This window comes from Blautia sp. HCN-20427 (genome assembly GCF_037890365.1).
GTDB lineage: Bacteria > Bacillota > Clostridia > Lachnospirales > Lachnospiraceae > Blautia.
Map to the genome: position 1 here is coordinate 185,695 of NZ_JBBKBX010000001.1, position 14,160 is coordinate 199,854.

11 protein-coding genes are annotated in these 14,160 nt (G+C 40.4%); 2 read left to right on the forward strand and 9 right to left on the reverse strand.

The window, feature by feature from the left end:
* Positions 1-3: 3 nt before the first annotated feature.
* The 8 genes from WKT17_RS00860 to WKT17_RS00895 all read right to left on the reverse strand — a co-directional run bounded on the left by WKT17_RS00860 (position 4) and on the right by WKT17_RS00895 (position 10,481).
* Complete coding sequence (locus tag WKT17_RS00860; RefSeq protein WP_291682209.1) at positions 4-900, reverse strand: carbohydrate ABC transporter permease; 897 nt, start codon at positions 898-900, stop codon at positions 4-6.
* An 11-nt stretch (positions 901-911) separates the two neighbouring features.
* The gene (locus tag WKT17_RS00865; RefSeq protein ID WP_173749916.1) at positions 912-2,216 is read right to left on the reverse strand and encodes an ABC transporter substrate-binding protein; all 1,305 of its coding nucleotides are present in this window, start codon (positions 2,214-2,216) and stop codon (positions 912-914) included.
* 252 nt (positions 2,217-2,468) lie between these two features.
* On the reverse strand, positions 2,469-3,977 hold the full coding sequence (locus tag WKT17_RS00870) for a helix-turn-helix domain-containing protein (RefSeq protein ID WP_291682206.1): 1,509 nt from the start codon (positions 3,975-3,977) through the stop codon (positions 2,469-2,471).
* Complete coding sequence (locus WKT17_RS00875; protein WP_173749918.1) at positions 3,974-5,758, reverse strand: sensor histidine kinase; 1,785 nt, start codon at positions 5,756-5,758, stop codon at positions 3,974-3,976. The genes WKT17_RS00870 and WKT17_RS00875 overlap by 4 nt, the downstream gene beginning before the upstream one ends.
* Before the next feature lie 205 nt (positions 5,759-5,963).
* Positions 5,964-6,542, reverse strand: coding sequence for a HutD family protein (locus WKT17_RS00880; RefSeq protein WP_173749919.1), 579 nt, complete (start codon positions 6,540-6,542; stop codon positions 5,964-5,966).
* A gap of 251 nt (positions 6,543-6,793) precedes the next feature.
* The gene (locus tag WKT17_RS00885; RefSeq protein ID WP_173749920.1) at positions 6,794-8,200 is read right to left on the reverse strand and encodes a YfcC family protein; all 1,407 of its coding nucleotides are present in this window, start codon (positions 8,198-8,200) and stop codon (positions 6,794-6,796) included.
* 109 nt (positions 8,201-8,309) lie between these two features.
* Positions 8,310-9,767, reverse strand: a complete 1,458-nt coding sequence (gene pepD, locus WKT17_RS00890) for a beta-Ala-His dipeptidase (protein ID WP_291682202.1) — start codon at positions 9,765-9,767, stop codon at positions 8,310-8,312.
* 51 nt (positions 9,768-9,818) lie between these two features.
* Entirely contained in the window at positions 9,819-10,481 is a 663-nt protein-coding gene (locus WKT17_RS00895) for a TetR/AcrR family transcriptional regulator (RefSeq protein ID WP_173749922.1), read from the reverse strand.
* Positions 10,482-10,761: 280 nt separating this feature from the next.
* Here WKT17_RS00895 and citC point away from each other — a divergent pair, with 280 nt between their 5' ends.
* The gene (gene citC / locus WKT17_RS00900) at positions 10,762-11,823 is read left to right on the forward strand and encodes a [citrate (pro-3S)-lyase] ligase (protein WP_291682199.1); all 1,062 of its coding nucleotides are present in this window, start codon (positions 10,762-10,764) and stop codon (positions 11,821-11,823) included.
* Positions 11,820-13,232, forward strand: a complete 1,413-nt coding sequence (citX, locus tag WKT17_RS00905) for a citrate lyase holo-[acyl-carrier protein] synthase (RefSeq protein WP_173749924.1) — start codon at positions 11,820-11,822, stop codon at positions 13,230-13,232. The genes citC and citX overlap by 4 nt, the downstream gene beginning before the upstream one ends.
* 28 nt (positions 13,233-13,260) lie before the next feature.
* On the opposite strand, the gene WKT17_RS00910 is transcribed toward citX, so the two are convergent.
* On the reverse strand, positions 13,261-14,160 hold the full coding sequence (locus WKT17_RS00910) for a DUF445 domain-containing protein (RefSeq protein ID WP_173749925.1): 900 nt from the start codon (positions 14,158-14,160) through the stop codon (positions 13,261-13,263).

Consider the following 14,160-nt stretch of genomic DNA (forward strand, 5'->3'; position numbering starts at 1 on the left):
CTCCTATGAAACATCTATATCCTGACCTTTATTCCCAAATTTAAATACCAACATTGTGACGATAAGAGAAAATCCCAATAGCAACACAGCCATTGCACTGGCATATCCCATTTTAAATTCCAGAAATCCTCTGCGGTATATCTGATGAACCACCGTGGTAGTGCGATTCAGCGGACCACCGCTGGTGAGAATATTAACCTGCTCAAAAACTGCAAAACTGTTTACAATTCCGGTCACTAGCAGAAAAAAGGTCGTTGGTCTCAGCATGGGCCATGTAATATTCAAAAATCTGCGAATAGGACCTGCTCCATCCAGTTCTGCCGCTTCGTACAGAGATTCTGGTATACCTGTAAGCCCACCTAGAAAAATCACCATAGAATAACCGCAGTTTTTCCAGATTCCTACCAGAATCACACACAACATTGCCTGCTCCGGATTAATAAGCCATTTCTGAGGCGCAACTCCTATAAATTCCAGAAGCCTGTTGAAAAGTCCGAAATTAGGATTATACAGCCACAGCCATACCATAGAAACACAAACCATGGACATAATATTGGGAAGATACAAAGCAGTCCTGAAAACAGGAACCGCCCTTGACTTCCGGTAAAGCAAAACCGCCAGCAATAGTCCGATTGCCAACTGTATTGTCAACGTAACTGCCGTATAAAACAGCGTATTTTTCACTGCCGTCAGAAATTCCGTATCAGAAAAAAGCTTCACATAGTTTTTCACTCCCAAAAACTCAGGAATTGCATACATATTGAAGTCCGTGAGACTATAATATAAAACCATTCCAACGGGAATCAAAATAAACACAGCAAAAATCAGATAGGCCGGCAAAATCATTAAATAGGCTTCTTTATCACTCTTTCTGTTTCCGTAAACTCCCTGTTTCGCCATAACGCACCTCCTTACTGGTTGTCAATTTCCTCCTGAACCTTCTCTGCAGCCTCATTTAAAGCTGTTTTTGCGTTGCTCTGGTCATAGTATACCTGCTCCATAGCATCATCCACATATGTAAGGACACTGTTAAAATAAGGCACTTTAGGCGTACCTTTTCCATTCTCAATAGCTTCCATAATTCTAGGTCCGTTTTCCGGATTTTTTTCAAGATAAGGCTTTTCAAGAGAACTTCTAACCGGCGCAGCTCCTACCGTATCCATCCACAAATTCATAGAATTTTCACTGCACATATATTTCATCAATTCCCATGCACCTTCTTTCTGTTTTGAGTTCGCATTCATGAACATAAAGTGCATACCACAGAAAGTAGCACTGTTTTCTTCCGAAAACATTGGTACCATTTTAATTTTTCCTTCTAAATCTCCGGTATTAATACTATTAAATTCATTCTCATTGAGTATTGTCATGGCTGCTGTTCCATTATGAAACGGATTCTGGTCAGACTGTGTATTATCCCATTCCACCAGCCCAATATCCTTTAATTCTTTCATAAAATTCAAAGCCCCTACTGCTTCCGGTTCATTGAATAAAATTTTATCGTTTGACTCATCCACCAGATTCTCAACCCCATTTTGCATTGCAAAGATTTGCAAATACTGATTGATGTTTGCACCGCTGGTGGGAAGTCCAAATCCGCACTGTGTAACATTTCCCGATTTATCTTTTACTAGAAGTTTCTCATGAGCTTCTTTCAGTTCCTCCCATGTAGAAGGTGGATTATCCGGGTTCAACCCCGCCTTTTCAAACAGCTCTGTATTAATCGCAAACATACGGGCATCCGGTGTATAAGGAATTCCATACACTTTTCCTCCAATGCTACCAGATTCGATAACGCTGTCATAAAAGTCTGCCATATCGCCCCAGTCCGCTACATAATCATCAAGGCACTCATACTGTCCCATTGGCACTCTGGCGCCGATAGAAGATAAAGAATAATGAATTACATCTGCAGCTGTTCCTGAGGCAAATCCTGTGTTTAGCTTTGTCTCAAAATCATCTCCCCATGGGGCTTCCTGATATTCTACTTCATACTCTGGATGTTCTTTTTCAAAACCTTCTATCATCTTCATAAATGCTTCTTTTTTGTAATCCTCTGTTCCCGCTCGTAAAAATACCAGTTTCTGTTTGTCTCCTTTAGAACCTCCGCCTTTCTCAGCAACCAAATCTTCATTCCCACCAGAACATGCTGCTGCGGACATCAAAACAGTTCCCGTCAGTAAAGTGCTTAAAACAACTTTCCATTTCTTTTTCATAGTTTTTTATTTCCTCCTTAATTCTCTTGCTAAATTCTATGTTTATTATACACAATACCCAATTTTTATCTATGCAATTTATATATGTAATCCTGTCATATATTTACTTTTTCTATCACTTTTTTCCCACTTTGCACTATTTCCTTCTGTATAGCACATTATTTTGTTTTTTATTTTGTTTTCCTTGTAAAATCTTTGTCTTTTTGCACAACAAAAAAGTCCGGTTTCCAATATTCCGGACTTTTTGACTCCCTATGTTGTTTTTCTGAATTCCAATGGCGTCATTCCTGTATTCTTTTTAAAAACCTTACTGAAATAAGCAGAATCCGGAATCCCAACCAGACATCCAGTCTGATAAACACTTTGTTTTGTTTCTATTAACAACTTCTTTGCTTTTTCCATGCGAAAATCTAATAAATAGGTATAGATATTTTTTTCTGTTTCTTTCTTAAATAAATGTGAAAGATAGCTTTTATTCATATGGACGTGCTTCGCAAGTTCCTCCAGGGAAATATTTTCTCTGTAGTTCTCTTCAATATACTGTATAACCTTACAGACCGCTTCACTATAAACAGGACGGGAAGCCTTCAGTACTTCTACAAACTGCTTCATATACACCAATACCCTGTGTTCCAATTCCCGTATACTTTTGCAATGGCTGATTAAAATAAATTCATCTATAGAAAACTTTTTTCTCTGTGTCTCGTCCAAGTGATTCCAATAAATATTCAAGATAAAATCTAACAACAGATGTCTGACTAACGCCATATCCGGCATCTCTTTTCGGAACATATCGAATATCTCCTGCATATTTTCCAATGCGCTGTCATAATCGTGTTCCATCCATATTTCCTCTTCTCCCTTAAACCTGACCTCCCAAATCTGCCCTTCTTTCCCCGTTTCTTTAACACAAGCATAATTCAGCACCCCTGTTTTTTCGTAAAATTGCTGATAATCAGCCGCTTTTTCTGCTTGTTTGTATATCTTTTTTAAATCCTCGCAGTCTTTTCCGATTTCTCCTGCATTTAAAGATATACAGCTGTTACCAAAAGATATAAAGGTCTCAAATATTCCCAAAGACAGCTTCTCTATTTCAGATTCCCCCACTTCTGCAAGAAGCAATGCCTCACTGTCTTTTCGCAATACACAAAAAACCTTCTGCTTTTTTTCTTGAAAGAAAAAATCAGTAATTTCCTCTACTCGATTCATATTTAATGTCTTATTTGCATTTCTCAAAAGCATAATAGTAAAGTAATTTCCTCCCCATAATCGTTCCCAATCCAACAATATTTCCGGAGTAATTCTTACGTCATCTCTTAGAAAATTCTCCAGAAATTCTTTTACCTCTCCTTTCTTCTCCGCCTGTATATCTGCTTGATTCTCTGTATTTTTCAAGACCTCTTCAGCTCTTTGAATACAGTTTTCCAACTCTTCTTTTACTATTTCTGATTTTAATAAAAATTCCTTAACCCCCAGTTTCAGAGCTTCCCTTGCATAGGAAAAATCATCATAAGCACTTAATATAATAGTATAGGGCAGCTTTCCTTCTGTTTTTAACTGCTTTAGCAGCTCCATACCATCCATTACCGGCATACGTATATCCGTAAACAATATATCCGGCATAAATTCCCGGCAGCAATCCAAAGCCTGTTTCCCATTTATACATATTGCTGCGATCTCATGTTCCGGAAATAGCAATTCCACATTTTTCTTCATCCATTTCAAAATAATTTCTTCATCATCTGCAATTACAATTTTCACGTTTCTTCCCCTCCCAAATGCAATACTGGTATCTCCATTTTAAAAGTCACGCCTCCATTTTCATTAAGAAAGGCGTGCAAGCCGTATTCTTCGCCAAAATTTCTTTTTATTCTCATTTGTATATTAGAAATCCCAATTCCGCTGAACTGTTCTTTCACTTTGGGAATTTCCCGGCTTTCAATGCATTTTTTGATTCTTTCTAGGTCCACACCTACTCCATCATCTTCCACTTCAACAACAACTTTCTGTTCTCTGGAATATGCACGAATCCAAATATGTCCCTTTTCGGTTTTCATATTAAAGCCATGTGAAATACTGTTTTCTACCAGAGGCTGAATCAGATTTTTCAATATTCCCAGTTCCCCAGTCTCATAATCTATGATGGTTTTCCACTGAAATTTATCTTTATACCTCAATGACATCAACGTCAGATACTCTTCCGTCATATCAATTTCTTCTTTTATAGAAATCAATCTCTGCTGATTCGCAAAGGCTTTTCTCAGCAGTTTTGAAAAGGATAAAATCGCTTTATCTGCCTCTTGATATTCCTCCATCTGTATCATAAAACGAATCGTAACCAACGTATTATAAAAAAAATGAGGATTAATCTGTGCCTGTAAAGCCTGTATTTCCAGGGTATGTTTTTCCTCCTGTTCTTTTTCCAACTGCTGCATAAGCTCCTGTATCTTGTCCAACATAGTATTAAAATTCCGATATATATCCTGAAACTCAGCCTCATAATTCTCCAAAATTTTTGCCTTTAAATTTCCTTCCGAAACTTCAACAATATTTTTGTTCAACTGCTTCATTCTTCCCGCTATAAAGCTGCAATTATAAAGCACTATAAATGTAAGAACAAGAAACATAGCTGCACCAAGTCCTAAAATCAATCCCACATAAAAAGACCAGCTGCTCTGATATGGTTCATAACTGATTAATTTCCACCCAGTTTGCTCAATACTGCTAAATCGAATATGACAATTTTGTCCCTTTACATGACCAAGAAAAAATCCCTTTTCATTTTCTGTGATTTTTTTGTAATAAGAATTATCTTCGATGGCATTCCCATAGAGTATTTTATCTGAGGCATAGATAATTTTCCTATACTGGTCCATAACAATTGTATTTTCTGCATTCTCTCCGGTTTCAATCGTATCATCTCCCCAAATATTGTGAGAAACGGCTACAATCATAGTCCCTATTTTCCTTCCACTGTTCAGATTACGGATATTACGAACTGCAAATAGCGTATCCTCTTGAAAGTTATTTTGCAGTAAAGGACTTCTATATTGCGGCAAAAAATAAATGGTATCATTGCCCTGCCCCATTTCTGAATACCAACTTTCCTCCACAATCTTTTCAAAAGTCGGTCTATCACCTGTAAATTCTAACGAGTTTTGAAAATAACTGTTTCCATTGCTGCACAATATCATAATCTGATACTGTCTCTCCGGAAATAATTCTGTCAGTTCCCTCATTTTCCCTTGAATTTTACCTTGAGCCTGAGTCGCCTCATACCCTGTAAGTTGCTGCTTCTCTGATAAAATATGGTTTATTTCTGAATCCAGATATAACATATTTGTTATCTTTATAATCTCTGTATTTCTGTCTGCAATATTACTGCACCTTTCCTCCACTGATGCCAGTTTACTCCGATTCCATTCATAATTGCTATTTCTGAAAGCCGCTATTGTCAGAATAGAAAACAAAATAAACAGTGGAACAACTATCAAAAAATCAAAAAAAAGAACTGTCTTTTTAATACTATGCGGCTTTCTCATCTTCCGTTTCTCCTTCTTCCCCTTTTCATTTGTTCATTGTAGCAATTTCCCCTTATATTTTCAACTATTTACCAGACATATTCACACAAAAAAAGACTGTTATATCGGATATTCAGAAAATCATACCCAAATATAACAGTCTTTTCTCATTTATATTGTGCTCTAATTATATTGCCACGAGCACCAATCATCTCATTTCGTCTATCTACACCCGCACTCTGCAAATCCCCAATCCTGTTTCTTCCTTGCCGCTATTTACCAACACAACACTCTCTTTCCAATCCTTACACAAAAGAAGTTCTCCTTCTTCTGCTTTGCAGTCCGCTGCTTCTGCCTTTCCGCACCTCACATACACGGCCAGCAGATTTTCTCCTGCTTTCGGCTCTAATTTCAGACTTTCCCCTGCTTTTAAACGTGCCGTTTCCATTTTCCCCTCTGCACCATTTTTCAACATCAAATTAAAGTCCGTCACCCTTCCGAAACTCACGGTAGGTACACCGCCGTCAAAGCAGTCTACCTCATAAGGCTGCAAACACACCCTGTCTGCCTCTCCGTGAACCATCTCCAGATTTCCCTCAAAGATACTGAGGTATCTCTTTACCCCCGGCAGACTGGTAAAATCCGACTTGTCCACTTCTACTGCAGCACTGCTGATACGGCATTGAAAATTTCCTTCGCTGTAACTGCTGTCTTCCGGATACAGATACAGTTGTGTTGTACTTCCTCCTGACCAGCGTGAAGTCTGAAATTCTGCTTTTTTTCTTACGATGAAATAATTGCCCATGGTCCTTGTCCCCCTTGAAATAATGTTTTGCTTTTATAAATAATCCTGTATGGTAAATTTCGTTTGTTCTTCTATTTGCTCAGCCACTAACGCTTGACATACTTCTAATGATAGCATACTCCCACTTTTTCCTCAACTCGCTTTTCCCCTCTGCATAAGAGAAAAATTTTTACTGTAACACAAACAGAAAACCAGAGAACGCCTGGTACTGTGGTTTTCTCTGGTTTTCTGCTTTTTATACTATATGTTTTTTAAAACGGTCCATACCCAATCTGTACTGCTATAATCAATGCCGCAAATGCTACTACCCACCACAACAGGAACAGCGGTACCAGCCATTTTGCCCACTTGCCCCATGGAATTTTTGCCATTGCACAAGCTGCCAAAAGTTCTCCCCCCGTAGGTGCCATAACATTAGTAAAGGCATCTCCCAACTGAAAAGCCAGTACTGAAGTCTGCCTTGTCAGTCCAATCAAATCTGCCAATGGTGCCATAAGAGGCATTGTAATTGCTGCCTGTCCGGAACCGGAAGGAACTAATACATTAAACAAATCCTGTACCACAAACATTCCGCAGGCACTTAATGTCGGCGGCAGACCATCCAGAAGCCCAGCCAGCGCGTGAATAATGGTATCCATGATATTAGCGTCTTCCAAAACAATCAGCGCTGCATTGCAAAGTCCAATCATAACACCCGCAAAGAGCAGATTTCCGCAACCTTTTAGGAATTCCTCTGCAATCTGTCCTGGTTTCAATCCCCCAAAAAGACCAGCCAGAATACCGGCAATCAAAAATAGTGCTGCCAATTCGTCTATGTAAAATCCAAACTTCACTATACCAACTACCATAGCTATCATAACCCCTAAAAAGGTCAGCAGCACCAGTTTCTGTCGAAAAGTCAGTTTCACCTCTTCTGTCAGGTCGATATCGGATTCTTTCCCTTTATCGAATTCGTACACCAGACTTGCCTGTGGATTTTTCTTTATTTTTCTTGCATACAAGGTCACATAAGTAATACTCACCGCCATCAGTGCCAAAAATACGCAGGCTCTGAATCCGATTCCGGAAAACATAGGCAATCCGGCAATTCCCTGAGCCACACCTACAGTAAACGCATTTGTCATAGCCCCTGCATAACCAGAAGCTGCGGAACAGAAAATAATCCCCAACGCTACCAGAGAATCAAATCCCATAGCCAGACATACGGCCAACACCAAAGGAACAAAAGCCAGAAACTCTTCAAAGTTTCCAGCAAAGGCAGAACCACACCCAAAAACCATCATACACACAGGAATCATCAACAGTTCTTTCCCCGCCATTTTCTTTACCACCAGCGTCATTCCATTGTGAATAGCGCCCGTAGCCTCCATAATCTGAAACATTCCACCTATGATAAAGAGAAAGAAAATAACATAGCTTGCTCTTTGCAGTCCCAAAGTCACAGACTTAAAAAGAGGAAACAGACCTACCGGATTCTGCTCTACATAGTGGAACGTATTCGGGTCTACAATCTCCCTTTCCGTAACTGGATCCAAAACTCTGTCATACTGCCCCGCCGGTACCAGATATGTAGCAATTGCACAGACAATAATAATAATTGCCAGCAATACCATAGGATTCAATGCCTTCATTTGAATGTTCTTCTTTTTCTTTTCCATTGCTGCACCTCCTGATATAAAATCGAACTCCCTTCTTCATTGTCACTCACTATCGTTTTACTACACTAAACCATAGCATAGACACGTTTATTTGTCAATCGTGTTTATGTCATTTGTACATTTCTTCTATAATCTTTTTTAAAATTTTGTACATTTTTTTCGTAGAAGAAATGCTTAACTTTTCTTGAGGGGAATGAAGTCCTTCGCAATTTGGTCCTATAGAAATAGCATCCAATTCCGGCATAGTTTCAAAAAAGCAGCCACATTCTAAGCCGGCATGTACACAGCGGGATATTGGTTTCTGTCCATTTTGTTCTATAAACACTTTCACTGCAAACTTCCGAAGTACAGAGTTTGCATGATAATCCCAACCGGGATAAGCAGAATGTACCTGAGAACTTCCTCCCATCATTTCAGCCAGATGTTCAATAACCTGTGCAATATAATCTCTGGCAGAATTTCGGGCAGCACGAATTTCATATACAATGTGAAGCATACCGTCTGTCAGATACAATTCTCCCATGTTATCTGAACTGCTTACCAGATTTTCCATATCACTGTTCATCTCAAAAATATTGTCTGGTGAAAACATTATCATATGGATAATTTTTTCCGCATCATGAACTTCTGTTATCTGCCCGTTATATGGACACATTTTTATTTCCAGCTTTTCTGCTGCACTTAGATACTCTTCCTTTAAGTTTTTATACACCTGTCCACACTTTTCCCTTGCCTCCTCTTCCTTATCTTGGGGCAATGCCAGCACCAGACTCGCTTCTCTCGGAATGGCCAGACGAAACGTACCACCTTTTATCCTGGCAATTTTTAGTTCTGTCACCTTTTCCAATTCTAACAGTACTCTTGCCAAAAACTTATTTGCGTTTCCATGCCCTCTATGTATGTCTTCTCCCGAATGACCGCCTTTTAATCCAGTAATGCAAAGTTCAAAAAGTTTCCATCCCTCTTTCTTTTCCTCTCTGTTTAAAGGTATTTTCACTTCTACAGCCTCTCCCCCACAGCTTCCACACAGAATTTCGTTATCTTTGGCATTATCCAAATTAATCATCCTGGTTCCCTGCAAAAGGCTGGTGTCAAACCCTGCTGCTCCTGACAAATCTTCCTCTTCCGCTGTAGTCAGAAGCACCTCCAACAGCGGATATTCGCCTTCCTCTTCCAACAACGCCATGGCCAACGCCATACCAATTCCATCATCTGCCCCCAGCGTAGTTTCTCCTCCTGTTGTCAGATAATCTCCTTCTATGTTCCAGGGAATAGGGTCTTTAGAAAAATCATGCGTGGATGCTAGAGCTTTTTCACAAACCATATCCATATGTGCCTGTAAAATAAGTCCCTCTTCTTTTTCCATTGCCTTAGAAGCGGCTTTTCGTATCAGTACATTATTGTGTTTGTCTCTCACAACGAATAATCCCCTTTTCTGGGCCCATTCCACCAGATATCTGCTAATTTGCTCCTCATGAAAACTCTGTCTGGGAATCTGACTGATGCCGTAAAAAATCTCAAACACTCTGTCCTGTAATAAATCCTCTATTTGTTTTTGCATACCCATATATACCGCTCCCTTCTACATATATATCTTTTATGTGCCTGATATCCTCACCTACTTTTGAGGCGCTGCCTTATCCATAATATAGTCAAAAGTTTCCATAACCAGTTTCATCTGTTCCTCTATCTGTCTGGTATCATGTCCCTGCCAAGCATCGTATAAGTAGGACTGAAACATTCTTGTCATCAGAACAACCGTTTGATTCACGTTTTCTTCTGCCACAAATCCCTGTTCCACCAAAGACGGCATGATGGCTCTGTCCCTTTCCATAATTTCTCCCTGCGTCAGCATTTTAATAATATCATCATCGTGATGTCCCAGTTCATCCGGAAAAAGTTCATAGTATATTGAAATGACATTCTTTAATTTCTTCTTATACTTTCCATAAAAGAGATAATAAAAAATTTCCGGTCTTTTTAAACATGTCTTTCCAAAAACCTTATAGATTGTCCTATACCGTTCCAGTGCATTCATAGAATCTTCCAGCGTATTTTCCAAATCTACAATATATTGCTTTAAGTATCCCATAGAGGCAAATATCACTAACTCTTCCATATCTTCAAAATAATTATACAAAGTAGCACTGTTATATCCTGCTGCTGCCGCTGCTTTCCGCACAGTCAATTTTTCCACCCCTTCGGATTCAATCAATTCTTTTGCGGCAGTAATAAAATAAATCATAACCCGCTTTTGTTTTATATTTAATTCTTTTCTCATACAGGAATTCCTCCATTTCTACTCGTAAATCTTTCATTTTATAAACACAATTATATTTCGAACATGTTTAACTGTCAAATACAATTCCCTTATATTCTTTAAATTTATTGACATTTATAAAAATCATGATTTTGGACACTTTTATATATCGTTTCCTGCTGTTCTCTTTGTATCGAAATTATTTTTTCAAAATGTGCCATTTCCATTTTCCCCTCATTGCCACCCCCGCCTTTCTATGTTACACTGTTTTTATCACAACTCGGAAAAGGAGGACCCACTCATGGATTCCGAACATTTTTATTTAGAAGAAGGTTTCCCGTTTCACGGAAGAAAACTGGAAAAACTGAAAGTCTTTTTATCCCAAAATGATTTATCTTATGATACACAGATTCAATACACTGTACTGTTAAAAACCCAGGATGGAGAACTGGCAGGCTGTGGTTCCCGCCACAAAAACACTTTAAAATGTATTGCCATTAATCCTAAATTTCAAGGGGAAGGCTGCCTCTCTCTCCTCATGACCCAGCTTATAAAAAATGCTGCTGCAGAGGGTCTTTCCCACTTGTTTTTGTTCACAAAACCCATATATCTGCAGATGTTTTCCGACATGGGATTTTACCCTATTACTCAGACAAAGGATATGCTGCTTATGGAGAACCGCAGGGATGGAATCCGGGAATATGTAACCAGAGAAGCTGCTCTTTCCCCTGCCAAAGAAGGTAAAAGGATTGGCGCCATTGTCATGAATGCCAATCCTTTTACCAACGGTCACCGGTATCTGGTAAAGACTGCGGCTGCTATGTGTGACCTGCTGCATGTCTTTGTCCTGTCTGCGGATTCCTCCGAATTCCCGGCAGATATCCGCCTGAAACTGGTAAAAGAAGGCTGTACAGATTTTCCTAATGTACAGGTGCATGGAAGTTCGGAATATCTGATTTCCCACGCTACTTTTCCCGACTATTTTCTAAAGGATAAAGCCACGGTTTCTGACAAAACCGCTCTTCTGGACCTGATGATTTTCGGAACTTATTTCAAAGAAGCTTTTCATATCACCCGGCGTTTTGTGGGAGAAGAACCCTTTTCCGCCATCACAAAAGCCTACAACGAACAGATGAAAAAAACGCTTCCCGTTTATGGAATTGAAGTAACAGAAATCCCCAGATGTGCATATCAGGATACCATTATCAGCGCCACTTTCGTACGGAAAAAGTTTTTAAGCAAAAATCCGGAAGACCTAAAAGAACTGGAAAACTTTGTGCCTGAAACCACCTATGCCTTTCTGATTTCCCCGGAGGGACAGCGTTTAAAACAACAATTAGCAGCCACAGGAGACTTATCATGAACCATTCCGTATGGGCCAAAGGACGCCCTATTACCCTGCCCGAAATTTTAGACGCAAGAGAAAAACGCGCATACCTTCAACAGGAAATGCTGCAAAAAAGGCCCCGTTCTCTGCTGAGCTTCACCTTAAATATCGCCGGTCCGGTGAAGGTATTCCCCTATACCAAATGGCTGTATACACTGGGATATGACCTCATTCACCAAGGAATTTTCATACTTCGTGGAAAGATTTTAGAAGAAAAAGAACAGAAAGAAAACACCGGGTACGAAGCTATTTTTGCCCTGGATTTGGAACCGGAACGCATAAAAGAATATCTGCTTTTTCAGGAAGAAAACCACCCTCTGGGGCGGCTCTTTGACTTGGATGTACTGCGTCCTGACGGCACAAAAGTCTCCCGCCGGGAACTGGGATTTCCGGAACGCACCTGCCTGATTTGTCAGAATCCCGCTTTCCTCTGCGGACGTTCCAGAACCCACAGCGCCGAAGAACTGATACAGCACACTGTACGACTTATAGACAGCTTTTATTGTGAACGCATGTCTGTTCATGTTGGACTTATGATGCAGAAAGCCCTGTTTTATGAAGTGAACACTGCTTTGAAACCAGGGCTTGTAGACCGCCTGCACAACGGTTCCCACAAAGATATGTGCCGGACTACGTTTATCCGCAGCGCCTATGCCCTCACCCCTTATTTCATAGCCTGCGCCAGAGAAGGACTGACCTTTTCCGGCACTTCTGAAGAACTCCCCAGGCTTTTCCAGAAGCTCCGCACACTGGGAGTTCAGGCAGAAAACCATATGCTGACTGCCACCGGAGGAGTAAATACACACAAAGGAATTATCTTTTCCGGCGGAATTCTCTGCGCTGCAGCAGGCTATGCAAAAGCTTTTCATGCCACAGATTTTTGCGCCCCGGATTTTCCCGCTCTTCTGGGCAATATCTGCCGCTTTATGCTTACAGATTTGCTTCGGGATTATGACCACATCAATCCCCTTGCGCCCAAATCCAACGGTGAAAAACTCTACCTGCTTCATAACATTACGGGCATAAGAGGAGAGGCCTGCAAGGGATTCCCTCACCTTTTAACAGAAGGACTGCCCCTCTTTGAGAATGTCAGAAAATCCGGTTTTTCACTGAATGATTCCGGACTTTTCGTACTCCTGCATTACATAGCTCACACCGAAGATACGAACCTCATCATCCGCAGCAGCTATGAAACTGCATTAAAAATCAGAACCGAACTTTCTGCTTTCCTGGAGGCTTCTTCCTATGAACAGCAACTGCACATTTTACCTGATTTAGACCGCTGTTTTACAGAAAAAAACATCAGCCCCGGCGGCAGCGCAGACATGCTGGCTCTGACCTATTTCCTGTACTTTCTCATGAAAAATGCCTGCTGCTTTACCTAGCAGACAGGCATTTCCTGAACAGATTTTCTTAAAAGAACAAGTTCAGCAGTCCCAGGATAAAGCCGATAAGAGCCCCAAGGTTTACCACTGCATGCAATTCTTTTTTCATAATTCCCAGCAGAATATGCTCTACTTCCAGTACATCCATCTCGTTGATTTTATCCTCAACCACCTGTGCAATGTGGAATTTTTCAGCCAGTTCTCCCGCCTTTTCTCCCACGAACTTCACATAAACAGCTTCTACCAGTTCCAGAACTTTCTCCTGTCCCAGCGGAATTTTTTCCATAAGCTGCTTCACCGGAAGATTCTCTGCTGCCGCAATTTCACCTACCACAAGAGGATGAATTTTTTCCCTGCCGTTTTCCCGTATATACTCTCCCACCTTATTTCCAATGGGCACGGCAATCGATTGAATCAAATCATCGTTTAAGAACATGGAAACCATGCTGCCCTGGAACTTGTTTTTCACTTCTTTGGCGCCTTCTTCTGCAATAATTGCACCCACATCCATCTGCTCCAGACCATTTGAAATCTTCTCTGTAATGAAGTTCTCCAGTTTGCCCCTCATCTGCGCATAATCTTCCTGCTCTACATAATGTCCCAGAAAGGTTTCCACCGTATCTTCATTGCTCTGTATGGTCTGAAGACCACTGCCTACAGCCTGAACCACGGTTTTTTTCACTTCATCTGACAGCAATATCTGTTCCAAATCCTGCTTCGTCAGAAGATGGTCACCCACTGCTTCTCCCATGGCCTTTGCCATTCTGGCTTTCCCCTTGGGAATGATTCCCGGTGTAAAGGGCAGCGTCCAATTCCCGATTTTCACAGGCTTCAATGGCTTAAACAACATTTTCACCGCTATATAATTGGTACAGTAACCGATAATTGCACCAATGACCGGTCCTGCCAGTATATCTATCATATTCAT

Coding starts and splice junctions, on each gene's coding strand:
- WKT17_RS00895 (WP_173749922.1), bottom strand. CDS start 10,481: ATGAGAAAAGAATTAAATATAAAACAAAAGCGGGTTATGATTTATTTT.
- WKT17_RS00860 (WP_291682209.1), bottom strand. CDS start 900: ATGGCGAAACAGGGAGTTTACGGAAACAGAAAGAGTGATAAAGAAGCC.
- citX (WP_173749924.1), top strand. CDS start 11,820: ATGAACCATTCCGTATGGGCCAAAGGACGCCCTATTACCCTGCCCGAA.
- WKT17_RS00910 (WP_173749925.1), bottom strand. CDS start 14,160: ATGAATATGATAGATATACTGGCAGGACCGGTCATTGGTGCAATTATC.
- WKT17_RS00885 (WP_173749920.1), bottom strand. CDS start 8,200: ATGGAAAAGAAAAAGAAGAACATTCAAATGAAGGCATTGAATCCTATG.
- WKT17_RS00880 (WP_173749919.1), bottom strand. CDS start 6,542: ATGGGCAATTATTTCATCGTAAGAAAAAAAGCAGAATTTCAGACTTCA.
- citC (WP_291682199.1), top strand. CDS start 10,762: ATGGATTCCGAACATTTTTATTTAGAAGAAGGTTTCCCGTTTCACGGA.
- WKT17_RS00865 (WP_173749916.1), bottom strand. CDS start 2,216: ATGAAAAAGAAATGGAAAGTTGTTTTAAGCACTTTACTGACGGGAACT.
- pepD (WP_291682202.1), bottom strand. CDS start 9,767: ATGGGTATGCAAAAACAAATAGAGGATTTATTACAGGACAGAGTGTTT.
- WKT17_RS00875 (WP_173749918.1), bottom strand. CDS start 5,758: ATGAGAAAGCCGCATAGTATTAAAAAGACAGTTCTTTTTTTTGATTTT.